General features: G+C 56.9%; 25 protein-coding genes. 12 read left to right on the top strand and 13 right to left on the bottom strand.

Going from position 1 to position 23,891, the window contains the following annotated elements:
* Positions 1-23: 23 nt before the first annotated feature.
* Positions 24-593, bottom strand: coding sequence for a YqgE/AlgH family protein (locus AABB29_RS04085; RefSeq protein WP_341368160.1), 570 nt, complete (start codon positions 591-593; stop codon positions 24-26).
* 105 nt (positions 594-698) lie between these two features.
* Between AABB29_RS04085 and AABB29_RS04080 the strand changes: the two genes are divergently transcribed.
* Positions 699-1,499 (top strand): protein-disulfide reductase DsbD domain-containing protein, encoded by an 801-nt coding sequence (locus AABB29_RS04080; RefSeq protein WP_341368161.1) that lies wholly within the window; start codon positions 699-701, stop codon positions 1,497-1,499.
* Positions 1,500-1,509: 10 nt separating this feature from the next.
* Here AABB29_RS04080 and AABB29_RS04075 read toward each other — a convergent pair whose 3' ends face one another.
* The 4 genes from AABB29_RS04075 to AABB29_RS04060 all read right to left on the bottom strand — a co-directional run bounded on the left by AABB29_RS04075 (position 1,510) and on the right by AABB29_RS04060 (position 7,790).
* Positions 1,510-4,905: an efflux RND transporter permease subunit gene (locus tag AABB29_RS04075; RefSeq protein ID WP_373636786.1), complete on the bottom strand. Its 3,396-nt coding sequence runs from the start codon at positions 4,903-4,905 to the stop codon at positions 1,510-1,512.
* Positions 4,905-6,362, bottom strand: a complete 1,458-nt coding sequence (locus AABB29_RS04070) for an HlyD family efflux transporter periplasmic adaptor subunit (protein WP_341368162.1) — start codon at positions 6,360-6,362, stop codon at positions 4,905-4,907. Before AABB29_RS04070 ends, AABB29_RS04075 begins: the two co-directional genes overlap by 1 nt.
* 72 nt (positions 6,363-6,434) lie before the next feature.
* On the bottom strand, positions 6,435-6,977 hold the full coding sequence (gene moaB, locus AABB29_RS04065) for a molybdenum cofactor biosynthesis protein B (protein WP_341368163.1): 543 nt from the start codon (positions 6,975-6,977) through the stop codon (positions 6,435-6,437).
* A 3-nt stretch (positions 6,978-6,980) separates the two neighbouring features.
* A complete protein-coding gene (locus tag AABB29_RS04060; protein ID WP_341368164.1) occupies positions 6,981-7,790 on the bottom strand; it encodes a uracil-DNA glycosylase in 810 nt (269 codons plus the stop codon).
* A 124-nt stretch (positions 7,791-7,914) separates the two neighbouring features.
* Between AABB29_RS04060 and AABB29_RS04055 the strand changes: the two genes are divergently transcribed.
* From AABB29_RS04055 to AABB29_RS04020, 8 genes are all read left to right on the top strand, one after another.
* Complete coding sequence (locus AABB29_RS04055) at positions 7,915-8,871, top strand: aspartate carbamoyltransferase catalytic subunit (RefSeq protein ID WP_341368165.1); 957 nt, start codon at positions 7,915-7,917, stop codon at positions 8,869-8,871.
* Between the two features lie 19 nt (positions 8,872-8,890).
* Positions 8,891-9,412: a hypothetical protein gene (locus AABB29_RS04050; protein ID WP_341368166.1), complete on the top strand. Its 522-nt coding sequence runs from the start codon at positions 8,891-8,893 to the stop codon at positions 9,410-9,412.
* 88 nt (positions 9,413-9,500) lie between these two features.
* A complete protein-coding gene (pyrC, locus tag AABB29_RS04045) occupies positions 9,501-10,778 on the top strand; it encodes a dihydroorotase (RefSeq protein WP_341368167.1) in 1,278 nt (425 codons plus the stop codon).
* 2 nt (positions 10,779-10,780) lie between these two features.
* The gene (gene plsY, locus AABB29_RS04040) at positions 10,781-11,395 is read left to right on the top strand and encodes a glycerol-3-phosphate 1-O-acyltransferase PlsY (RefSeq protein ID WP_341368168.1); all 615 of its coding nucleotides are present in this window, start codon (positions 10,781-10,783) and stop codon (positions 11,393-11,395) included.
* Positions 11,396-11,478: 83 nt separating this feature from the next.
* Positions 11,479-12,006, top strand: coding sequence for a GbsR/MarR family transcriptional regulator (locus AABB29_RS04035; RefSeq protein ID WP_373636785.1), 528 nt, complete (start codon positions 11,479-11,481; stop codon positions 12,004-12,006).
* Positions 12,007-12,030: 24 nt separating this feature from the next.
* Complete coding sequence (locus AABB29_RS04030) at positions 12,031-12,432, top strand: hypothetical protein (protein ID WP_341368170.1); 402 nt, start codon at positions 12,031-12,033, stop codon at positions 12,430-12,432.
* Between the two features lie 13 nt (positions 12,433-12,445).
* Entirely contained in the window at positions 12,446-12,790 is a 345-nt protein-coding gene (locus tag AABB29_RS04025) for a hypothetical protein (protein ID WP_341368171.1), read from the top strand.
* Positions 12,791-12,904: 114 nt separating this feature from the next.
* Positions 12,905-13,093, top strand: a complete 189-nt coding sequence (locus tag AABB29_RS04020; protein ID WP_341368172.1) for a hypothetical protein — start codon at positions 12,905-12,907, stop codon at positions 13,091-13,093.
* Positions 13,094-13,112: 19 nt separating this feature from the next.
* Here AABB29_RS04020 and AABB29_RS04015 read toward each other — a convergent pair whose 3' ends face one another.
* Genes AABB29_RS04015 through AABB29_RS03995 form a run of 5 tightly spaced genes read right to left on the bottom strand, consistent with a single transcriptional unit; the run spans position 13,113 to position 17,323 of the window.
* Positions 13,113-14,483 (bottom strand): glutamate--cysteine ligase, encoded by a 1,371-nt coding sequence (locus tag AABB29_RS04015; protein WP_341368173.1) that lies wholly within the window; start codon positions 14,481-14,483, stop codon positions 13,113-13,115.
* Between the two features lie 57 nt (positions 14,484-14,540).
* Complete coding sequence (locus AABB29_RS04010) at positions 14,541-15,059, bottom strand: hypothetical protein (RefSeq protein ID WP_341368174.1); 519 nt, start codon at positions 15,057-15,059, stop codon at positions 14,541-14,543.
* Positions 15,052-15,891, bottom strand: coding sequence for a GNAT family N-acetyltransferase (locus tag AABB29_RS04005; RefSeq protein ID WP_341368175.1), 840 nt, complete (start codon positions 15,889-15,891; stop codon positions 15,052-15,054). The genes AABB29_RS04010 and AABB29_RS04005 overlap by 8 nt, the downstream gene beginning before the upstream one ends.
* Complete coding sequence (locus AABB29_RS04000; protein WP_341368176.1) at positions 15,888-16,604, bottom strand: hypothetical protein; 717 nt, start codon at positions 16,602-16,604, stop codon at positions 15,888-15,890. Before AABB29_RS04000 ends, AABB29_RS04005 begins: the two co-directional genes overlap by 4 nt.
* Positions 16,601-17,323 carry a 16S rRNA (uracil(1498)-N(3))-methyltransferase gene (locus AABB29_RS03995; RefSeq protein ID WP_341368177.1) on the bottom strand — a complete coding sequence of 241 codons (723 nt, stop codon included), beginning with the start codon at positions 17,321-17,323 and terminating at the stop codon, positions 16,601-16,603. Before AABB29_RS03995 ends, AABB29_RS04000 begins: the two co-directional genes overlap by 4 nt.
* A 12-nt stretch (positions 17,324-17,335) precedes the next feature.
* On the opposite strand from AABB29_RS03995, the gene ubiA reads away from it, so the two are divergent.
* Genes ubiA through AABB29_RS03980 form a run of 3 tightly spaced genes read left to right on the top strand, consistent with a single transcriptional unit; the run spans position 17,336 to position 20,670 of the window.
* A complete protein-coding gene (ubiA, locus tag AABB29_RS03990; protein WP_341368178.1) occupies positions 17,336-18,301 on the top strand; it encodes a 4-hydroxybenzoate octaprenyltransferase in 966 nt (321 codons plus the stop codon).
* Positions 18,302-18,355: 54 nt separating this feature from the next.
* Positions 18,356-20,329, top strand: a complete 1,974-nt coding sequence (locus tag AABB29_RS03985) for an OmpA family protein (protein WP_341368179.1) — start codon at positions 18,356-18,358, stop codon at positions 20,327-20,329.
* Positions 20,330-20,343: 14 nt separating this feature from the next.
* The gene (locus AABB29_RS03980) at positions 20,344-20,670 is read left to right on the top strand and encodes a hypothetical protein (RefSeq protein ID WP_341368180.1); all 327 of its coding nucleotides are present in this window, start codon (positions 20,344-20,346) and stop codon (positions 20,668-20,670) included.
* Between the two features lie 121 nt (positions 20,671-20,791).
* Here the strand turns inward: AABB29_RS03980 and AABB29_RS03975 are convergent, their stop codons facing one another.
* Genes AABB29_RS03975 through AABB29_RS03965 form a run of 3 tightly spaced genes read right to left on the bottom strand, consistent with a single transcriptional unit; the run spans position 20,792 to position 23,788 of the window.
* The gene (locus AABB29_RS03975) at positions 20,792-21,784 is read right to left on the bottom strand and encodes an ABC transporter substrate-binding protein (protein WP_341368181.1); all 993 of its coding nucleotides are present in this window, start codon (positions 21,782-21,784) and stop codon (positions 20,792-20,794) included.
* Positions 21,763-23,130, bottom strand: a complete 1,368-nt coding sequence (locus AABB29_RS03970; RefSeq protein WP_341368182.1) for a sensor histidine kinase — start codon at positions 23,128-23,130, stop codon at positions 21,763-21,765. The genes AABB29_RS03975 and AABB29_RS03970 overlap by 22 nt, the downstream gene beginning before the upstream one ends.
* On the bottom strand, positions 23,120-23,788 hold the full coding sequence (locus tag AABB29_RS03965) for a response regulator transcription factor (RefSeq protein WP_341368183.1): 669 nt from the start codon (positions 23,786-23,788) through the stop codon (positions 23,120-23,122). The genes AABB29_RS03970 and AABB29_RS03965 overlap by 11 nt, the downstream gene beginning before the upstream one ends.
* Between the last annotated feature and the right edge of the window lie 103 nt (positions 23,789-23,891).

Genomic DNA, 23,891 nt, shown 5'->3' with positions numbered 1-23,891 from the left:
CCGCAACCGCGTATATTTGGCCTTTAAGCCCGCCCTGCCGTCTCAGAAAGAAGCAACGGGTCAATCCCCATCATTTTTAGCGCGCCAGTCCATTTCTGATCATTGGCGCTGCCGAAAATGATGTCTGTACTGGCCTCGCAGGTCAGCCATCCATTGCGGCCAATCTCACGCTCGAGTTGACCGGGTCCCCAGCCCGCGTAGCCTAGTGCCAGCATCGAGCTGTTGGGTCCGCGCCCTTGCGCCATATCCTCAAGCACATCCAAGGTTGCTGTCATGCCGATACTGTCATCGACCTGCAATGTGCCCGCCTGCGATACGTAATCGCGCGAATGCAGAACAAAGCCGCGCCCCAGATCGACAGGCCCGCCATAATGGACACGGATATCACGGGTATGCGGGGCGCGAGGGATATCAAGCTGATCAAGAAGCTGCGCAAACTTGACGTCTTGCTGGGGCTTATTGACAATCAGGCCCATGCCCCCGCCTTCATCATGCGCGCACATGTAGATGACGCTATGCGCAAACGGGGTGTCCCCCAGTCCCGGCATTGCGATCAGCAGTTTTCCTGTTAGCTGCAAGCTTTCGTCGCTCATAGCGCGCATAATGTGACTGGGGCTTTGCCGAAGCAAGAGCCAAGATTGCAATGGTTGGCGGAATCGTGACTTCCCATTGAACAGAGAATGAACCAGTAAGACTGCATGTATAAACCTGTGATCATGTCTGCCCTTTTGATGGCGTTCCCCGCTTTTGTGTCGGCCCAACCGCTTGATGAATTGGCCCGCGTCGAAGTCGTGCCCGGATGGCGCACGGGCGAGGGTCAGCATATGGCGGGGTTACGCGTGACACTGGAACCAGGATGGAAGACATATTGGCGTGCTCCGGGTGATGGCGGTATACCGCCGCAGTTTTCGTTTCAAGGCTCTGACAACATCGCCGCAGTGGCACCGCATTGGCCTGTGCCACAGGTTTTTCGGCAAAATGGCCTTAGTTCGATTGGCTACCATGACAGTGTTGTTTTTCCGTTGACCGTTTACGGGGAAGATCCGGATGCGCAGATGCGGATCGCTGGTTCGCTCTTCATCGGGGTGTGCGAGGAAATCTGCATTCCGGTCAATTTGTCCTTTGATGCGCTGCTTCCAATAGAGGGCGAGCGTGACCCGGCAATAACAGCGGCACTGGTTAACCGCCCTCTGACCGCTGAAGAGGCGAATGTCGGCAGCGTGACCTGTGCGGTCGAGCCGATTAGCGACGGGTTGTCCGTAACGGCGACCATCGATGCGCCACAGATTGATGCTCAGGAATTTGTGGTGGTCGAAGCAGGCGATGCCAATGTCTGGGTGTCTGAGGCTGACACATCTCGCGATGGTAATATGCTTAGCGCAACCGTGGATATGGTACATGACAGTGGGACAGCTTTCGCGCTTGATAGGTCCCAGCTGCGGATCACTGTTTTGGGCGGCAATCAAGCCATCGACATCCAAGGTTGTAGCGCCGGCTAGGGTGAGAGCCCTAAGTCCGCAAGCGATGCATCATCTGCCCCAGCATGGCGAGGATATAGATGACCAGCAGCAAAGCCATGAGGCCCAAGGTGAATACAATCATTGCCGGGCCAAAGCCGGATTGAAGGAACGGCAGATAGCCGGCCATTGCAGGCCATGGACCGCCATTTATGATCAACGGGGCGACCGTGGCGCCAAACAGGGCAAGCGCCCCTGCAAAGCCCAGACCTGCGGGGATGAACATCGCAGCCTTGCGTCCGCGCAGCGCCCGTTTAGCGGCTTGTATCTGGCGGCCCACGTCGGCTTGCATAGCCATCACTGATGGGACAATCAGCAAAACCAGGAACATCCCAAAACCAAGACCAAAGACCAATGTGACGACGGTTGGCTTAAGGAATTCCGCTTGATTAGACCCTTCATAAAGCAGCGGTGTAAGGCCCAATACAGTCGTCAGCGTCGTCAGCATAACTGGGCGTAGACGGTCCACGGTGCCGTCGATAATCGCGGGGATGAGCCCGCGTTCTTCGGCATATTCATCCACCGTTGTAACCAGCACGATACTGTCATTGATGATGATGCCCACCATCCCAATCAGACCGACGACGGTAAACATGCTCAGGGGAATAGCCCAGGCGTTATGACCGTAGATAGTTCCGATCAGGGCAAAGGGAATAATCGACATAACAACAACCGGGCGGGTCCAGCTGCTGAAAATCCATGACAAGGTCAGGTAAATTCCCAGCAGGACCAAGATCAATCCAGTGCGTGCATCGCTTAGGAACTGCCGTTCCTGTTCGCTTTGCCCGGACAGTTGTGATTCGACAGCAAAGTTGCTTTCGATCCGGGGCAGAATATCGTCATTGATCAATTGCTCTACTTCGGTGGCGCGGGCGGCATCGTCACTGTCCAGATCACCTGTGACAGAGATCAACTGAATGCCGTTTTCGCGGCGTACAGTCGAAAACCCGGTTCGGTTCTGCACGGTGACAACATCAGCCAGTGGAACATAGACACCCTCGGCGGTGCGTATCTGCGTGCGATCCAGGAAATCGGCTGATAACTCATCCTCGGGCAGTTCCACGCGGATCGTGGCCGAGCGGGTGCCATCGGGATAGCTGGCAGCCTCGATCCCGCCAAGCCGGTCACGCAGAACGCTGCCCAGACCATCTATGCTGAGACCAAGTGCCTGACCCTGCGGGGTCAGCTCAAGGATCAGTTCTTCTTTGTCATAAGCGAGCGTATCTTCTAAAGCCGATACTTCGGGAAACTGCGCCAGTTCTGTCTTAAGCGCCTCTGCGGCGGCCTTAAGTGTATCGCTATCCGCGCCATACATTTGGATATCTAGACTGTCGCCACCGGGGCCAGAGCGGCCACCACGGAAGGTCACAGTTTCGGCCATTGGGTGCTGGCGAATATTGTCTTGCAGCGCCCCCACAAAAGCAAAACTGCTATAGGGGCGGCTGTCAGCATCAATCAATTCGATGGTAATCGCACCAAGTTGATCGGCGTCTTTGGTATCTGCACCGGCGATACCACGGCCTGCATTTCCGCCGATTTCTGCGGCGACAAATTTCAGTGGGTTCACCCCATACTCAGCCTCGTATTCCGCACCCAAGGCCTCAGTCGCGCGTTGCATTTCGCGCATCATGGCCAGCGAATCCTCGCGTGTGGCGCCGGGCAACATCGCGAAATTGCCGGTGACCTGCGACTGTTCAGGTGCGTTAAAAAAGCGCCAGGTCACATCGCCTTTGATAAACAACGAAACTTGCGAAGCGAGCGCCACAATTGCCAGTGCAAAGACCGGATACCGGGCTTTGACAACAAGCGTCATAAAAGGACGGAACAGCGTTTCCCGGAACCAGTCAAAGCCACGATTTACCACGCGCGAGGGCAGATCATACCAATGATCCTTGCTGGAATGCGCTATCGCGTGAGACAGGTGGTTGGGCAGGATCAGGAAGCATTCGATCAGGCTGGCGATCAAGACAACGATCACGGTGAAGGGAATATCACCGATCAAGCTGCCAAAGCGGCCGCCAATCGCCATCAGGCCAAAGAATGCGATCACTGTCGTGATGGTTGCAGAAAACACCGGGCTGAACATGCGGCGGGCTGCGTTTTCCGAAGCGACGGTCGGATGTTCGCCCAAAGCTCGGACGCGGAAATCCGCGTGTTCACCGACAACAATGGCATCATCGACAACGATCCCCAAGGTGATGATCAGCGCGAAAAGCGAAATCATGTTGATCGTAATGCCAACAGCATACATCAGAGCGATTGCGGCCAGCATCGCGACGGGAATGCCAAATGCGACCCAGAATGCGGTGCGCACATTCAAGAACAAGAACAACAGGACGACGACCAGCGCCAAACCGCTCAAGCCATTTTCGAGTAGAATATCCAAACGGGCTGAAATGGCCTCGGCCCGGCCATTGGTTAGGTTAACGGTTACGCCTGTTGGCAGCTCGGCCGTCAGTTCGTCTGCGACCTCGCCGACGGTTGCTTGCATCCCGATGGCATCGCCCGTTGCGGAGCGCAGAACGCGGATCTTAATGGCCGGGTCATCCCCGACGAAATAGGCGCGCGCGCGATCGGCACCTTCCACACGCACGGTTGCAACATCCGCGATAGTCAGGTTTGAACCATCGGGGTTCGACCGTAGCACAATCGCGCCAATATCTTGCGCGCTGCGCTTGGCAACACCGGTGCGCACACGGGCATTGCCAGATACATCACCCGCCGGATCGGCCTCGGCCTCTTCAGCGATCCGGGCAGAGATATCGGCTAGCCCGATGCCATGTTCAACTAATGAAAGGGAAGGGACCTCAACAATTGTCGAAGGAGCAGCGACGCCTTGCACAAAGACTTGGGTGACGCCTTCTGCAAATAGCCGGGCGGCCATTTCGTCGGCAAAGCGGCCCAGTTGATCAACGCCAACAGGACCGGTGATCACCACATCAGTGACGCGGTCAGACCAACCGCCGCGGCGGACAGATGGGTCTTCGGCATCTTCGGGCAGGTTCGAGGCGCCATCGACGGCCAGCTGCACATCTTCGGCGGCGCGGTCGATATCATAGCCGGGTTCAAACTCTAGCTGGATAGAGGCACGGCCCTCGCTGGATGTCGCAGATGATGCGGTGACACCTTCAACCCCCAGCAAGACAGGTTCCAACACTTGTACAATGGCGGCATCGACATCCTCTGCGCCCGCGCCTGACCATGTCACGGTGACGTCGATATCATCGACGACGACATCGGGGAAAAACTGGGCGCGCATATTGGGGAAGGACAACAGACCTGCCGTCAGCATCAAAACCAGTAGCAAATTCGCGGCTGTCCGGTGCCGGGTAAAATAGGACAGGATGCCGCCGGCACCCGCCGTGAGTTTTTCGCCGCCAGTGACCATTAGCTGCCCATCCTGCTTTCAAGCCGGGCCACCGTTTCCGATGACACTTCTTCTTGCTCCAGTTGCCCGATGATACGCGCTTTGACCTCATCGGGCATACGGCCTTCATTCACAAAGGCGATCAACTTTGCGCGACGGTCCGCATCAAGGGCAATCATTTCAGGCTCGGCGGGCTCTGTTTCGCTGCCGCCTGGCCGGATCGGGTTCACTTTGATGCCGTCACCAAGCAAAGGCGAGCGTTCGGCAACAATGGTTTGTCCGGCCAATCCGCGCACAGTGATAATCACATCATCGCCCTGACGTCGCAGCAGATCAACCGCAACGCTTTGCAAACGATCCTCGTCACCGACAACCAACACGGTGCCATCCGCAGAAACTGCGGTGGCCGATACAAGGGCGACGCGGTCCAGCTGGGGTTCGTCAATGCTGACAGTTACAAAGTCGCCTGGACGAAAGCCGGGTGAGCTATCAAGACGGGCAAAGAGTAACCGACCCGTCTGTCCTGTCCCGACCGAGGCACCTTCGCGTGTGATCTGCCCTTCAGCGACAAGGTTGACGCCTGAAACATCCAAAGCCACGCGAACCGGAGCGGTAATCAAGGTGCCATCCCCATCCAAAAGCCTGGCATATTGCGAGGTTGAAACCCGAAACGCGACTTCAAGCCGGGTTGGATCAACGAGCTGGGCGATAAGTTCATTGGCGGTCACGCGTCCGCCGGGACTGATCGATACATCGGCCAGAACGCCGTCGAACGCGGCAAAAACCTCGGTGTCGGACAGATCACGCTCAGCCTCTGAGACACTGATTTCGGCACGCGCCAAGCGGGTTGTGGCCTGGTCAATCCGTGCCTGTGCTGATGCCAATGCCTGCCTGCGCGTTAACACAGCGGCCTGCGCCGACGATGCGGCCAATTCGGCGGTTTCAACGGTGGCGGCCGTGCCAACGCCGCGCTCTTGCAGATCACGGGCCCGGGTGACGGCCTGAGCGCGCAAATTAGCCTGTTCCTGCGCCGCAGAGAGTTCATCTTGTTCCAAAAGCAATGACCGTTCAGCGTCGCGCAATTCAGCTTGAGCATCTTGCAGGTCGGCGCGGACACGGTCCAATGCGGCTTGGGCTTCGACCGGATCGATGGTCAGCAGCAGCTGGCCTTGTGTGACAGCGCCACCCTCAACCAACGCGTCACTGGCCTCTAGAACGGTGCCGCTTGTGGCGCTACGCAAATCCAAAGTCCGTTGGCTGCGCAATTCACCAAAAACCGTCAGAACCGGGGTTATTGTCTGCGGTTCAAGCGTAATGACATTCACAGCCAAAACACGTTCGCGCTGAGGAAAGTTGCGTGGTTCTTCATTGAGGCGGGCGGTCACAGCCTCGCGGACCATATTGCCAGCCCAGGCCAGCAGCACCAGTGTAACACTTAGTAGAAAGACGCCCATCAGGCTACGGCGAAGAAAACGCATCAGAATATCCCTTGGTCCACGCCGATGATTTAGCAGTCGACTTGGTTATTTCTAGTTAAACGCGTGAACTTGTTACTTCCGTCGCAAATGCTCGTCCAAACGGGGCATTATTTCGACAAAATTGCAGGGTCTGTGCCGAAAATCGAGCTGTTTGCACAAAATTTCGTCCCATGCGTCCTTGCAAGCACCCGGGCTGCCGGGCAGGGCGAACAAGTAAGTGCCTTGGGCAACGCCAGCTGTTGCGCGACTTTGGACCGCCGATGTACCGATCTTTTGCATGCTCACAATCGTAAAAACTGTGCCAAAAGCATCGATTTCCTTTTCATATACATCACGATGGGCCTCTACCGTGACATCGCGCCCTGTCAGCCCCGTCCCACCGGTTGAGATCACAACATCAACCGAAGAGTCCGCGCACCATCTTTGCAAGCATTCCACAATCTTTGCCCGGTCGTCGGTCACAATCTGGCGATCCGCGATGTGGTGGCCAGCCGCTGCAATCCGTCCGACCAGTGTTTGACCGGATTTGTCATCTACCAGTTGGCGGGTATCGCTGACGGTCAGGATGGCGACCCGCACGGGAACAAAATCCAAGGTCTCATCAATGCGGCTCATCTTTTAGGCCTCTTTCTGGCGCAAACGGGCGTTCAACGCCAGAAGGTCGGCCCAAGTCTCGCGCTTGGCGAGGGTGTTACGTAGCAGATAGGCCGGGTGGACCATGGGCATGCAGGGTTTGCCCAAAACGTCGGTCCATTGTCCGCGCATGCGGGTAATGCCGGTGCGACCAAGCAGGGCCTGGCATGGGGTATTACCCATTAAAACAATGATTTCGGGATCGATCAGGGTGATGTGCCGTTCAAGAAATGGCAGCATCATCGCGATCTCGGCCTGTTCAGGGGTCCGGTTTGATGGCGGACGCCAGGGCATCACATTAGTGATATAGGTGGCGCGGGCGACATCCGTATGCGCGCGGCTAAGATCGATCGCGTCAAACATGCGGTCCAGCAGCTGTCCGGCACGGCCGACAAAGGGGCGGCCTGCACGATCCTCTTCGCGGCCGGGGGCCTCGCCGATGATCATCACGCGGGCCTGGGGCTGCCCATCGCTGAAAACACAATTGCGCGCACCGCGCTTTAGATCGCAATATTCAAAGGCCTGAATAGCGGTGGCGAGGCTGTCCAGATCAGGGGCAGATGCCGCAGCGGTGCGGGCAATCGCGACGGCATCAACGGCTTGGGGTTCCGGGCGCGGAGGTGGTGCGGTAGGCGCCGTCTGCGCGGGCGCCGCTGGCTGAGGCTTGGATTTTGGCGCAGCCGGCGCAAGCGCATAGCGGTCAACCGGTTCATCTAGAATGGCATCGGTCACACCCAGTTCGACCTGCCATTCCAGCAGTGCACGATCATTCCAATACTCGGCCACAGAATCCATAAAGCGAACTTAGGCGCAGGAGGCGGCAAGGTAAACGATCCTCAGCCGTTATCGACGCTTTGCACCCATTGAAGCAGCTTGGGACGCTGCTATAACACCCGCCAGCAAATATGCAGGAGCCCGCATGACCTTTCGCCAAAACCACCTTTTGGGCATCGAGCCGCTCCACCCGACTGAAATTACCACACTTCTGGATCTGGCTGACAGTTATGCCGATCATAATCGGCGGGGGATCACGCACCGGGACGTGCTGGCGGGCATGACGCAGATCAACATGTTCTTCGAAAACTCGACACGGACCCAATCCAGTTTTGAGCTGGCGGGGAAGAGGCTTGGCGCGGATGTGATGAATATGGGGATGCAGGCCAGCTCGATCAAAAAGGGCGAGACGCTGATTGATACGGCGTTGACGCTGAATGCAATGCGTCCCGATTTGCTGGTCGTGCGGCATCCGCATTCGGGCGCAGTGGATTTGCTGGCGCAAAAGGTCAATTGCGCGGTTTTGAACGCAGGCGATGGCAAGCACGAACATCCGACACAGGCGCTGCTTGATGCGCTGACGATCCGTCGGTCCAAGGGGCGATTGCACCGGCTGTCCATCGCGATTTGCGGGGATATCGCCCATAGCCGGGTGGCCCGCTCCAACATCATGTTGCTGGGCAAGATGGAAAACCGGATTCGGCTGATTGCGCCGCCTACATTGATGCCCAAAGGGATCGATGAATTCGGGGTCGAAATGTTCGAAGACATGAATGAGGGCCTTAAAGACGTCGATGTGGTGATGATGCTGCGCCTTCAAAAAGAACGGATGGATGGCGGGTTTATCCCCTCTGAGCGCGAGTACTTTCACCGCTATGGGTTGGATGCCGATAAGCTGCGCCATGCGAAACCCGATGCGATTGTGATGCATCCTGGCCCGATGAACCGCGGGGTTGAGATTGACGGCAATATTGCCGATGACATCAACCGTTCTGTTATTCAGGAACAGGTTGAAATGGGCGTCGCCGTGCGTATGGCAGCAATGGATTTGCTGGCGGTCAATCTGCGCAAGAAACGCGGGCAAGAGGCGATCATGGCATGACCATACCGGTGATCTTATCATGACGATTAGTATTCCCGCCAATGATCACGGGCAGCTACGCGTTTTTGCAACGGATGATCCGCTGCCTGCGGCCGCGCTGAACAAAACGTCTGAAGGTCTGATGACGCTTTTTGGAGCAGCGCTTGATCCAACTTATGTGGATGTGGTGCGGATTGCAGATTTGGCGGATATGACGCTAAGCGCTTATATCGCCGAAGGCTATGATATGACGGCCGATTTGGCCGATCAGGCGGCGCTTGATCGGTTGACGGGCACAGCGATCCTTGTGCTGTCGCGGGCAACAGGCGGAGAGGCCGCCACATTGCAGTTGGCCAGCGGTCTCAACCATGTGACAACCTACAGCCCGGACGTGAAACTGAGCCCGCCTGCCGCTTTGCCTGATGCTTCAGCCAAAGGCACGCTGGATCAACCGCCACAGCGGAGCAAGAAATCCGACGCGCGAGTGGGCGGGATGATCGCGATGTATGCGCTGATCGGCATGTTCGCGCTGGTCGGGTTGATGATCTGGGTGGGCGGATAATGGGCCGATATTCTTGCACAACGATCTTGCGGAAAACGGTACTGAACGGCACCCTTGAACTGATGCGCAGCATCCAGAAAGAGCAACCATGACATTCACATTCTTTGCAAATGCACGGCTAATTGATCCTGTGGCGCTGACCGACAGCGCCGGGGCATTGCTGGTAAAAGACGGTGAAATTGTCGCTGTTGGGGACGATATCACGGCACCCCAGGGGGCTGAGATCATTGATTGCGCGGGGCAATGTCTTGCGCCCGGGATTATCGATGTCGGGGTGAAGGTCAGCGAACCGGGTGAGCGGCACAAGGAATCCTTTCGCTCTGCCGGACAGGCCGCTGCCGCTGGGGGCGTGACGACCATCGTCACAAGGCCCGATACTGCGCCAGCGATTGACACGCCCGAGACGTTGGAATTTGTCGAACGGCGCGCCCAAGAGGATGCGCCGGTGCATGTGTTGCCCATGGCTGCGCTGACCAAGGGGCGGGACGGCAAGGAAATGACGGAAATCGGTTTCTTGCAAGATGCCGGGGCGGTGGCCTTCACAGATTGCGACCGTGTCGTCGCTAATACCAAAGTTTTTAGCCGGGCACTGACATATGCAAGATCACTGGATGCGCTGGTAATTGGGCATATTCAGGAACCGATCCTCTCGGAAGGGGCGGCAGTGACATCGGGTAAATTCGCTTCATTGCGCGGGCTGCCAGGGGTTTCGGCAATGGCCGAGCGGATGGGTTTGGATCGGGATATCAGCCTGCTTGAGATGACAGGCGCGCGGTATCATGTCGATCAGGTCACAACGGCAAGGGCCTTACCGGCGCTTGAGCGGGCCAAACGGAACGGGCTGCAGATCACTGCAGGGGTGGGTGTTCATCATCTGACGCTGAATGAATTCGATGTGGCGGATTATCGGACCTTCTTTAAGCTTAAGCCGCCCCTGCGCAGCGAGGCCGACAGGATCGCCGTAGTGCAGGCTGTGGCCGATGGGCTGATTGATATCATCTGTTCGATGCACACTCCGCAGGATGAGGAAAGCAAACGCTTGCCCTATGAAGAGGCGGCCAGCGGGGCTGTGGGGCTTGAAACGTTGCTGTCAGCGGCATTGCGGCTTTATCACGCCGAGATGATCAGCCTGCCGCAGCTGTTCCGGGCCTTGTCGCGCAACCCCGCGCGGCTGCTAGGACTGACAGCAGGGCGATTGCGCGAAGGAACGCCTGCTGATTTGATCCTTTTTGACCCGGATGCGCCGTTCCAGCTGGATCGGTTCACATTACTGTCGAAATCGAAAAATACGCCCTTTGATGGGGCAAGAATGCAAGGCAAAGTGCTAGGGACCTGGGTTGACGGAACCCGGGTCTGGGAGGGCTGAGAATGACAATTTTTGGGTTTGGACTTGATATCATCGCGATCTGGGGGGCGATCGGATATCTGCTCGGATCGATCCCAAGCGGGGTCATTCTGGCGCGCTTGATGAACCTTGGGGATCTACGGCAGATCGGGTCTGGCAATATCGGGGCGACCAATGTGTTGCGGACGGGCAATAAGACAGCTGCTGCGCTAACGCTGATTGCGGATGCAGCCAAAGGTGCCGCAGCGGTTTTGCTGGCACGGCATTTTTCTGGGGAAAGTGCCCTGCAAATCGCGGGGATCGCGGTGCTGTTAGGGCATTGCTATCCGGTCTGGCTGCGGTTCAAAGGGGGCAAAGGGGTGGCCACCTATTTTGGGGTTTTCTTTGGGTTTGCCTGGCCGTTGGGGATCGTCGCCAGCGTGATCTGGCTGACGACGGCTGCGATCAGCCGGTATTCCTCGGCTGCGGCGTTGATCACGGCAGGCTGGTTGCCGGTGGTCATGTTCTTCTTAGGGTTCCGTGGGTATTTCTTCCTGGCGGTCGTTCTTGGGGTGCTGATCTATGTCAGACATCTTGGGAATATTGAGCGGTTGAAGGCAGGAACCGAAACCAAAATCGGGGAAAAGGTCAGCTCCTGACGGCGGGATCCGCGCGGGACTTGATCGGTTGACAATCACGTTTTGTCTGATATTTCTGAATTTACAGAAATAAAGGAAATGCGATGAAGCTGACACCGGCGATGCAGGACTTTATCCTCCATTGGGGGGAAATGGGGTCGAAATGGGGTGTGAACCGGTCGGTTGCACAGATCCACGCGCTTTTGCATCTGGCCCCCGAACCGATGGCAGCGGACGAAATCTGCGCGGCGCTGAATTTGGCGCGATCAAATGTTTCAACCGGTTTGAAAGAGCTTCAAGGATGGAAACTGGTTAGCACCAGCCGGGACCTGGGCGACCGACGGGACAAATTCCATTCCATCCGGGACATGTTTGACCTCGCGCAGGTAGTTATTGAAGAGCGGCGCAACCGCGAATTCGCGCCAACGATTGCGGCCCTCGAAAAGGTCGCAGAAGAGGCAAAGACAGATCAGACACCGCCGCATATCAAGACGCGCATGGCCGAGACGCTACAGACCATGCAGATGTTCGACAAATGGTACACGGATGTGGCGCGATTGCCGCGCGGCGTTCAAATGGCCGCATTAAAGCTGGGGGGGCAGATCGTGCGCTTCTTGCCAAAATCAGGCTAAATTTTTTACCTTGGAGTTTCTGAAATGACAGAAATATCAAAAAGTATCGAAAAAACCCGCTACTCGGTCAATCCTACAGCTTTCGTGCTCGCGTTGGTTTGCGCACCATTGTTTATCACTCTGATGAGTTTCTGGACGGTCATCGGGCTGTTTGCGCTGCCATTTGGCGTCCTGCCCTATCTGATTATCGGAACGCCAATTCTGCTCTGGGCGGTCGGGCGCATAAAGCCGCGCTTTGGCGCTTATGCCCTGTTGGGCTTTGCGGGTAATCTGATCTTGGGTGTTTTCATGCTGATAAGCGCGACAGATTTTGAAGTCATCCGTCTGTTTTTCCTCTTTGGCGCGGTCTTTGCACCGCTTTATGCCGGGGCGTTTGGACATCTTTATGCCGGCTTCCATCCCAATATCCGTATTCTCAGAACCTAAGAAAGGACGACACATGCTATATATATTTGCGGTTTATTTTGCCCTTGCGGCCTGCGCGCTCGCATCTTTGTCGGCAATGATCTTCAAAATCGGCGAAGCGCTTGCCGGATGCCCGTCAACCGGACGGGCGGCCAAAGCAGGCTCACTGACCATCGTGACGGGTTTTGTGGCCATCGGTGGCGGGGCAATCCTGATTATCGCAGCCGGTGTTTTCATGACGTTGAATGAAATCGCTGTCGAAGGAGCGATGGCCGCCCTGGGGTTGTCGATCCTCTGTCTTGGCTTGGGTTTTACACATGCCATTGCAACCCTGCGCGATGTGGTGGCCCAGGCGGCACAACGGGCTGCCGAACAGTGATCACCCAATCGATGTCTAGGCCAGTGCAATCTGACTAAATTTACCAAAACGCGACGGACAAAAGCATCCGCCGCGTTTTACGTGCACTGTTCCAAATCATGCAAAGGATCGAACATGCTACGGAAACCACTCACAACACTGCTCACCATTACTATGCTCGCAGCTCCTGTGGCCGTACAGGCGCAACCTGCGCCGGCACCAGCGCCCAGAGCAACTGCGGCGGCTCAAGGCCCCAGCGCTGGAACGCTGCTTGCGATTGCTGCTGCGGTTGTGATCGTCGGTGCGTTGGCGCATCGCAGATAAAAAACAAAGGGTGGGGGCTTCAGTAGCTATATTCGGCGTATATTCGGCTCAGGTCCCCGTCCCAATCGCTTTGATAGAGAGCCAATAACTCATCGGCAGGGGTCTGGCCTGTTTCGATCGTTTCTTTGAGGGCGTTTAGGAAATGGGTCTCATCAGGGACAAGCCCGCCTGCGCCCGGCATCGCCCGCGCCTTGAGTCCGGCTTCGGAGATGGTGACAACCTCGCGGGCTAGGTCATGCATATTGATCCCGTCAACCTTGGCCTGCAGCCCATCAACAGATGCGGCAACACGCAAAGCATCGCGCTGCTCGGCGGTCCAACCTTTGCACAGATCCCAAGCGGCATCGAGGGCGGTCTGATCGTACATCAGCCCTACCCAAAATGCAGGCAATGCGCACAAGCGGCGCCAGGGTCCCCCATCTGCGCCGCGCATTTCTATGAACTGCTTCACGCGGGCTTCAGGGAATACGGTGGTCAGATGGTCGGCCCAATCGGACAGAAGCGGCTTTTCACCGGGCAATGCGGGCAATTCACCCTTCAGGAAATCCCGAAACGACATGCCCAGCGCGTCGATATATTTGCCATCGCGATAGACAAAATACATAGGCACATCCAGCACCCATTCGACCCAGGCGTCAAAACCAAAACCTTCATCAAAAACAAAGGGCAGCATGCCTGTGCGGGCATCGTCCAGGCTGCGCCAGATGCGCGAACGCCAAGACTTATGGCCGTTTGGTTGCCCCTCAAAAAACGGGGAATTAGCAAAAAGGGCGACGGCGACTGGCTGAAGGGCCAGCGCCACGCGCATCTTTTGAACCATGTCCGCCTCGGAGCCGAAATCAAGGTTCACCTGAACAGTGCAGGTGCGGCGCATCATGGCGGTGCCCATGGTGCCGACCTTTTCCATGTAATCATTCATCAACTTATAGCGGCCCTTGGGCATCAGGGGCATTTGATCATGAGTCCAGATCGGGGCCGCGCCTAAGCCGATGAATTTGACACCAATTTCGTCCGAAACGGCCTTAACCTCGGCCAGGTGCACATTCACCTCGTCGCAAGTCTGATGGATGTTCTCTAAAGGGGCACCCGACAGCTCAAGTGCGCCGCCAGGTTCCAGACTGACATTGGCACCGTCTTTGGTCAGGCCGATGATCTTGCCGTCCTCTTCGACGCGTGCCCAGCCAAAACGGGCTTCAAGGCCTTCCAGCACAGCCTTGATTGAACGAGCGCCATCGTAGGGCAATGGTTGCAGGGTATCCTGACAAAAGCCGAATTTTTCATGCTCGGTGCCGATGCGCCAATCTGCTTTGGGCTTGCAACCTTTGGCCAGGACGTCGGCCAATTGGTGGTAATGCTCGATGGGGCCACCGCCGGATTGAGGGATAGACATTGCGCGTGGCTCCGTAGCTGCATTCAGTCAGAGTTTTGACCTGCCCCAAGGAGCCGGTCAATGCAAGAGAGGCTTGCTGCGCGACCAAAGGGTGACACGCGCATTCGGTGTGCGCGAAAGCACATCCAACACAGTGTCGGTTTTGATACCAGGCAGGGCAGCAAAGACATCAAATAGACCGTCAGACCCCTTTGCATTAATAGGAATCGCGATCAACTGGCCACCTACACCGGTTAAGATCCAGCTCGGTTCGGGGTAGCTGGCGGGATCCAGTTCCAACTTGGTCAAATCTTCGACATCGATCACGCCGCCATCCAATGGGCCGAAATAGGCAAGGCGTCGTTCGCGAATCTGCACAACGCCGGGACCATCGCCATTTTGGGCAAAGCGGACGCGCTGAAACCCGGCGACGGCCCAGCCGACACCGATCAGAACAATGATGTAGCCCAGCCAAACAGTGATCCCGACGCCGCCCAGCGCCCACCATAAGCCCAGCGTGGTGACAATAGCTGCCAGAAGTACTTCGCGCCAGCGCCATAGCTGGGCGCGGACTTCGGGGCGCAAAAAGTCAGACATGGATTACCTGCGGATTTTCATACATCGCAATGGTAAAATCACCGATGCGGGAAAACCCAATTGCTTCATATGCACGGGCAGCAGCGGTCGAGGCCGCGAATAAGATTGCCTGGGCAACGCCGCTTTCGCGGGCTTGCAGTAAATGCATCGCAACCGCACGGCGTGCCAGGCCACAGCCGCGTAGATCAGGGGGTGTATAGACGCCGCCAATTTGCACGGCCTCAGGCAACACGGCGTTAAAGCCTGTCATGGCAACAGGATCATCGCCGCGGAAGAGCATCCGGTGGCTGTCGGCTTTGATGTAACTGGCAATATCGTTGGTCGCGGTCATCCGGGTATCCTCACCAGGCATGGGCAGTACCTCTTCCAGATAGGCACAGCGCCATGCAACTGCCAGACCTTCTGGGGCGGCGGCTAAGGGACGCAAAGAAAAACTGTCCAAGTCGGGATGTTGCAAATCGGCAAGGGGCAAGCGGTAAAGCGGCTCAACGGTGTCAAGCCCAGCCGGGCTTGTCAGAGACAAGGTTTGCCGCAAGGCGGCGACCTGCGCACCATCGCCAAGCAGGCCTTTGACAGATGTCCCAGCCAGTATGACACGGGCTTCGGCCCACGGGGCGGTTGGACAGTTTGGGAAAAGCACACCCTCTTCGGAAATGGTCAGCACATCACTGATAGCGCCCGCCTGCCATTTGAGCCAAAAATTGAGCGCACGGGGATGCCCGCCAGCCATGCCATGACGGCGCAGGTTCGACAGTGGGAACATCGCTGTTGCGATATGGGCGGTCAAAAATGCCTCAATTGCGGGGCGGTCGGCTTCTGTGGCAAGGATCATCTAGCACCTGCTTCGTCCGCGGGATGCCAGCCGGTCTTCATTGGATCTTTTGGGGGTTGGCCATAGGGCGCAGGCTCAAAACGCGGCTCCATTTCGGTGAAGTCGTGGATCAGAACGCGTTTCGGACCATCAGTCCGATACAGGCAGCCTGCCTGCGTTTCGTAACGATCCAGCGAGATAACGCGCGGTAGCTTTGCGTTATTGAGCAACTGATCGCGCAGGGCGCGCGACAGTGGGGCTGGCTCGCCGTTCGTCAGTCGCAGACCTGAGCGGCAACTGTGCGTAACCTTACCTTGGACAACGCGCAGCACTTGGGTGTTCTGCTCAAGGATATCCTTACAAGCGGCGTCTGCTTTGATCCGGTAAAGTTTGTTATCAAGGAAATAACCGCCGCTTTGGAAGCCCCATTCATGCGGGAATAACGCAAGCGCAGTGAACCACGGCGCACGGCATAATACGGTGTAGCAACCCGTCGCGCGGGTATCGGGGTTGGCGTCATGAACGGCGTAGATGAAGTGGCGACCGTCGGGCGACAACGCGCAATCTTCATATCGCACCGATTTTCGCAGCCATTGGCCTTCGACAAAGCTGTCATTTGCGCGATCCCAGGAAATTAGATTGTACATCTTTTTGCCAGATCGGCGCAGGATCAATGCGGTGTCATTTTCTGTCGCGAAAAACAGGTAAAGGCGGATGATCGGGGCGGTGCTCATAGCCAATCACCCAAGGCCTGTTGCCAGATGGTTAAGGCAGCCACAGCGGCGGTATCAGCGCGCAAGATGCGGGGACCTAGCGATACCGGATACGCAAAGGGCAACCCGCGCAGTTTGGTGCGCTCGGCGGGTGAAAATCCGCCCTCGGGGCCGATGAGAATGGCCCAAGGACCCTTGAGGTTCGGCAACACCACCGGATCACCGATCAGCTGCTCATCGCAAAACATCAACTGGCGGTCGGTGGGCCAATCGGCGAGGACACGGTCCAGTTTTGTCAGGTCATCAATGGCGGGTACAAATGTGCCGCCACATTGTTCGGCAGCTTCAATGGCGTGGGCCCGCAATTTATCCTGCCTGATGCGGTTGGCACTTTGGGTAAAGGCCGTTTGGACGGGGATAATATGGGCGGCGCCCATCTCAACCGCCTTCTCAACAATGAACGCGGTACGCTCTTTGCGAATTGGGGCAAACAAGAACCATAGATTGGGGGGCATTTCCAGCGAGCGGGTCTGTGATCGACAATGAAGAATACCGCCCTTTTTGCCAGCCTGAATCACCTCAGCATCCCATTCGCCATCGGTGCCGTTAATCAACGATAGGACAGCGCCTTCCGCCAGACGCATGACGCCAAACAGATAGTGGGCCTGCTCCCGCGACAATGGAACGGATTGCTCTTTGCCCAAAGGGTGATCTACATAAAGTCTAACTTTAGATGCCATGAGGCGGACCATATGACCGAGAAGGCAGAAGTGCCAGAGCCCGCAGGCCGCGTTGCGGATGCAGCCCTGGATAATTGGGTCGACAGGTTCGCACCGATCGCTAGCCGGGGGTATCTGCGGCTGAGCCGGGCAGATAGGCCCATCGGAACCTGGCTTTTATTTGCGCCCTGCCTGTGGGGACTCGCTTTGGCGATATTAGCCACTGAAAACGCGGGGGTCGGCGATCTTTGGATCGTGCTGGGCTGCGGGATCGGGGCATTCTTGATGCGGGGCGCAGGCTGCACTTGGAACGACATCACCGACCGGAACATTGATGGCGCAGTTGAGCGGACACAATCCCGGCCGATCCCCTCGGGGCAGGTCAGTGTGAACGCGGCGCTGATTTGGATGTGCGCGCAGGCCCTGCTTGCGTTTTTTGTTTTGCTTAGCCTTTCGACAACAGCAATCGTACTGGGTATATTGGCGCTCTTGCCTGTCGGAATCTACCCTTTTGCCAAGCGGTTCACATGGTGGCCGCAAGCATTTTTGGGTATTGCGTTCAATTGGGGTGCACTGCTGGGTTGGGCGGCGCATACCAACAGTATTGGACCGGTTCCACTGGTGCTTTATACCGCAGGGATCACCTGGACACTGTTTTATGACACAATCTACGCGCATCAAGACGCCGAAGATGACGCACTGATTGGTGTGAAATCGACGGCAAGGCTGTTTGGGGATAAAACGCGGCAGTGGTTGCGGCTGTTCTTAACGCTAACAATCCTGCTTTTTGGCGGGGCGGTGGTGCTGGCTTGTTCGGAGCGGTCAGTGCTTTCGCTGGTGCTGGCAATAGGTGGGCCATGGGCGCTGGGTTGGCATCTGACTTGGCAGCTTGCGCGATTTGATCCGGACGATGCGGACGGCCTGCTGCGACTTTTCCGGTCGAACCGAGATGCAGGGCTGATCCCTCTGCCATTTTTCGCCCTTGCCTATCTGGTATGATTGAACCCAGATGCGGACAGGCCTATGCAGGTCCGAAATAAGTAGCGGTCCTTAATGCGTCTTTCGGCAATATTCACACGGCTTATCGTTTTTGCAGCGGCAGCGTTCCTGTCGGTAGCAGCTGCGCGTGTAGCTGTTACGGTGGTCGAAGAAAGATCCGTGCTGGCCGTGCAGGAAACCCTTGTTGATCAAGGGCATGAATGGGCCACTGTGCAAGGCGATGGGCTGCAAGTCATTCTTGAAGGTACCGCACCAACTGAGGCTAATCTGTTTCGGGCCATCTCGGCGGCGGGCAGCATGGTGGATGCCAGCCGGGTAATCAACAATATGGCGGTGACCGATTCGGCCAGTATCGCACCGCCCGAGTTTGCCATCGAAATTCTCCGCAATGACAGCGGGGTTTCGCTGATCGGGCTGATCCCTGCCACAACAGATCGCGAAGACCTCGCTGAGCGGATCGCAGACCTCGCTGATGGGAAGCCGGTGACGGATTTGCTCGAGGTCGGGGATTATCCCACGCCGGAAACATGGCGCGACGCACTTGGTTATGCGCTCCGTGCGCTTGAGATGCTGCCGCGCTCAAAGATATCGGTAAATGCAGATCGGGTTATCGTTAACGCAATTTCTGACAGTCCCGCCGAAAAGCGGCAGCTTGAAACGGCTTTGGCGCGGAACACACCTGACGGGGTACGGCTTGCGGTTGAAATTAGTGCGCCGCGGCCTGTGATCTCGCCCTTTACGACGCGCTTTATTCTGGATGGCGATGGCGCACGGTTTGATGCCTGCGCTGCTGACACAAGCGAAGCAGTGGCGACGATTGTCGAAGCGGCGTCAAATGCGGGGTTCCGCGAGCGGGCGAACTGTACTCTGGCGCTAGGGGCACCATCGCGGACTTGGGGTGAAGCCGTGGCAATGGCGATCGAAGCAGTCGACGAAATGGATGGGGGTACGGTGACCATTGCGGATACAGATATCACCCTGATTGCGCCAATTGGGACCGACCAGCGGGTCTTTGACAATGCGGTCGGACAGCTGGAAAACGCGCTGCCCGAAGCATTCGCACTGGCCGCAGAACTGCCGGTGCTACCGGAACAGACCGATGAAGAGTCGCCGCAATTCACTGCCATCCTTAGCCCTGAGGGCGAAGTGCAGCTGCGCGGGCGGGTGCCCGATGACATCACCAACACTGTGGTCAAGAACTTCGCCAGCGCGCGTTTTGGACAACAACCCGTGACGATGCGGACGCGGGTGGTCGAAGGGCTGCCAACGGGCTGGTCAATACGGGTGCTTGCAGGGGTTGAGGCGCTTTCAGAACTTTCAAACGGGTCGGTAATCGTCGGCCCTGACATGTTTGAAGTGCGCGGGAACACCGGCAATCCCGACGCAAGCGCTGATATTTCGCGGCTCTTGATCGAAAAGCTGGGGCAAGGCGCAGATTTCGAAATCAACGTGACTTATGTCGAAGAATTGGACCCAATCGCCGGACTACCAACGCCAGAAGAATGTATCGACCAGATCCAATCAGTTACAGAGGTTCGGAAAATCACCTTTGACCCAAGCTCTGCAGATATCACAGCAGCAACGCAGCCAGTAGTTGATGAGATTGCAGAAATTCTCAAAGCGTGCGGCGATCTGCGGATCCGGGTGTCGGGCTATACTGACAGCCAGGGGCGTGAGGTGATGAACCAGCAATTGTCGCAAGACCGGGCAGACGCGGTTCTGACGGCGCTTCGGGCGCGGCGGGTGCCGGTATCCACATTCGAAGCCATCGGCTATGGTGAAGAAAACCCGATTGCCGATAACGACACCGAAGAAGGTCGTGAAGCGAACCGGCGGATCGAATTCGACCTGATCCTGCCCGAGCCCGCGCTCGAAGATGTCAGCGCGCTGGATACGTTGGCAGCAGAAGATCAAGGCGAAACGGGCGACCAGACAGATGACGGGGACGCAGAAACCGTTGAAGACAACGCCCCCGACGACGAAACAACCGACACGGACGCTGATATTGATGCGCCAGCGGAAGACTAGATGAGGCCAAGACGTTGAACAGAACCGAATTCATCATCGCCGTTGCCATCATCCTTTTCGTGGCATTTATCTTGGGGTGGTTCGCCAGCTGGCTTGTGAACCGTTTTACCCGTGTGACCAAGGCCGAGGTGGGTGAGCTTGATAAATTGGCCCAGGCCTTGCACGAAGCCGAAGAAACCCGTGATCAGGCGATCACCTATCTACAACAACGCGAGGCCGAGATGACCAACCAACTCAGCCAGACCGAAGCAGAGCTAAGGGCGGCCATGGACGGTCTACGCGAAGCGCGGCGTGAAGCCGAAGAATTGCGGGCATATGTAGAGCAGATCAACGCAGTGTAGGTCCGCTTGGGCGCAAATTGCACCCTCAGCAATAGCGCCACCCCGATGATCGATTTCTTTCGTGAAAATGCATGTTCACCCAATTCGATTGGGTCACCAGAGGCGTGACACTTTTCGGTGGCTATCGTTGGATCATCGCACTTTCCCATTCGGTCAAGAATTGGCGTCTTTTCAAAGTATCAAGAAATGTCATCAAAGCAGGCTCCAACGCGATGGTTGCGCCATTTCCGTTGTCGAGCGGCGGCAGCAATGCGATTTCTTCTGTTGGGCCCGATTGGTATGAAATTAAGAATTGAATGAACCTTTCAGCCAATTCCGCCTCATCCGACGCGCTTGAGACAAATGCCGTTCGCATCATTGTGGTCGGAAAATCAGAGGGCAGCACGATTTCAAGATCATGACTTTCCGAGCGGGGCTGCGCGTAACTGCCAAGCACATTATAGGCGACCACGATTGTCCCATCGGCCAGATCGTCGATCATTTTCCCAGAACAACAATAAAGCTGCACATCCAGCCCGCCCATCACCTCCATCAGCCGCCAAAAGGTCTCGGACGCCCGCGCGTCCTGCGTAGCAAAAAGATAGCCCAGCCCGGACCGGCGCACATCATAGGTGCCGACTCGATTTTGGAAAACTTCCGGGCGGGCGCGTAGAGCCTCGATCAGTTCCTGCCGAGATTGCGGGATAGGATGCCCGGCAAAGGCCGAGCGGTTAATGACAATCGCCGCTGGCTCGGATGTAAAGGCAAACAGGCTTTGTCGCCATTGCGCCCAGGTCGGGTGCCCATCTGTTTCCAAAGGCCGCGCAAACCCGTCATTGGCCAGCTTCAACTGCAAGTCCATGGCGCTGGAAATAACGATGTCATAAGCGCCGGGCGCCTCGCGGAAACGCTGATCAATATCGGCGGTGCCGGTCACCAGATATTCGATTGAAACGCTGCTGTTGCGTGCGACAAAGGCCTCGATCAGCGGGGCGAAGAGGTCTGTGTCGGTGCTGGACAGGATGCGCAGCGATGCCGTTGCCCCATCTGCGTTAAAGATGTGTTGGTCCTCCCAATCTTGCGCCCAGCCTAGGCTAGAGGCCAGACAAATGACTAAAGCGATAAGGTAACGCATGCGCCTCCCTCCGGGTGATTGGACAGATCAATGCGGCCACCATGGGCCTTTGCCACGTCTTGCACGATAGTCAGACCCAGTCCTGATCCGATTGTATCAGCGGCATTCGCCCCGCGACGAAACCGCGTTGTCAGCGTGGCGATTTCTTTGGTTGGAAAACCGGGCCCCTCATCGCTGATCGTGATCTTTGGGCTGGGGTTTTTGGTCACAGCGACCGTGACCCGACTGTCTGGTGGTCCATATTTCATAGCATTGTCCAGCAGGTTGCGCACCGCGTTTTGGATCAGAATCCCATCGCCGCGAAACGGAACCTGTGTGTCCCCGCGCAGGTCCAGCTGCAGGTCCTTCATTTCGGCGATTGGGGTCAGACGCAAAACCAGATCGCGGGCCAGATCGACAAGGTCGATTTTTTCCCGTGCCAGGTGATCGGCCCGGAAGGTGATCATCGCATGATCCAAAAGTTGCCCCGCCGCGCGCGAGCTTTCGTCAATCGCCTTGATCATTGAGCGCATCGCCTCACGGTTTTCTTCTCGGTCTACGCGTTGCAGGGTGGTTTCGGCATAGGATCGCACTGTCGCAAGCGGTGTGCGTACCCGGTGGGCGGCCTCAGCGATGAAATCCTCCGACTGGCTAAGCGATTGATCCAGTCGCCCCATCAGCGAGTTTAATGATCCCACCAGGGGGACCATTTCCTTGGGTACAGGTTTCTTGAAAGGGCTTAGGTCTTGCGGACCGCGGCGGGTGACTGAGCCTGTCAATTTGTCCAATTGCCCAATCGTCGCCGAGGTCGCCCAAGCCGACAGTCCCGCCGCGAGAACAAAGAACCCAAGGCCCAACAGAGCCGCATTGCGTGAAATCTGGTCAAGCGTTTCTGACAGGGCGTCTTTGGTCTGGGCCAAGACGATCTGCACTTCTGTGCGTTTGTCTGCACCAATCAGGATGCGGCTCGCGCTGATCTTGCGCACCGTGACGCCACGTATCTCATCGGTTTCAAAGCGTGGGGGATTGCCCGAGATGTCCTCGGCAAAGCTTAGGTCTTCATAGCCGGACAGAAAAACCCCATCCTGCAACACTGCGTAAAACACCTGGTCATCCGCCGGCGTGCTCAGCATCGATAACGCCGAATAGGGTAGGTCCAATTCTACCGCGCCGTCACGAATGGCAGCGGCGTCCAGCATTGAGGTAACCGAGGCATCAAGGATATTGTCCTGGCCCTGCTGCGCGACCTGCACCGCATAACTGCGCACGGCAAAGAAAAGCAGCACCGCAAGCACCGCCGCCCCGCCGATCAGGATCAGCACCAACCGGTTGCGCAGCGAACCCGATACTGCCGGGCTAACCGTCATGATCCAACCGATAGCCCAGACCGCGCAGTGTGGTGATTTTTAATTCGGACCCTGTCAGATGTTTGCGCAGGCGACCGATATAAACCTCAATCGCATTTTCCGAGACGTCATCGTCGTAGGAAAACAGCCGGTCAGCCAGCTTGTGTTTGGAAAAGACCTGCCCAGGTGAATTGACGAACAGCTCAAGCAAGCGCAGCTCGCGGTTACGCATGGTCACCGCCGCGCCGCCCACGGTCAGGTGGCCCGCGACCGGATCAAAGATGATCCCGCCGATCTCAATTGTCGTCTTCGCGTTCCCAGCCCGGCGGCGCAAAACCGCGCGGCAACGCGCCTCAAGCTCGGCATGATCGAAGGGTTTGGTGACGTAATCATCTGCCCCTAAATCCAGTGATCCGATTCGATCTGACACCTGACTGCGGGCGGTCAAAACGATCACGGGTGTGTCTAAATCGCTCGCCCGATGCTGTTTCAGAAAGCTGCGGCCGTCGCCATCGGGCAGCATGATGTCAAGCAGGATCAGGTCGTAATCCCCGGTTTCGACAAATTCGGATGCGTCGCCTAAATTTGCTGCATGATCAATAACATGACCGCTGATGCCCATACGCGATGTAATGGCCATTGCCAGGTCTTGATTGTCTTCGACCAGTAGGAATTTCATCGCGGCTTCCCGGCATTTCGCATCGTGACAGGTTAATGTCAGGTTGGTGTGTTTCTTTGCGCCATCAACTGAGCCGCCTGGCGGGCAGTTGTCAAATGGGAGG

The organism is Yoonia sp. BS5-3 (assembly GCF_038069655.2).
GTDB lineage: Bacteria > Pseudomonadota > Alphaproteobacteria > Rhodobacterales > Rhodobacteraceae > Yoonia > Yoonia phaeophyticola.
The sequence above is the reverse complement of the archived record's forward strand: the minus strand, read 5'-3'. Positions and strand labels throughout refer to the sequence as shown.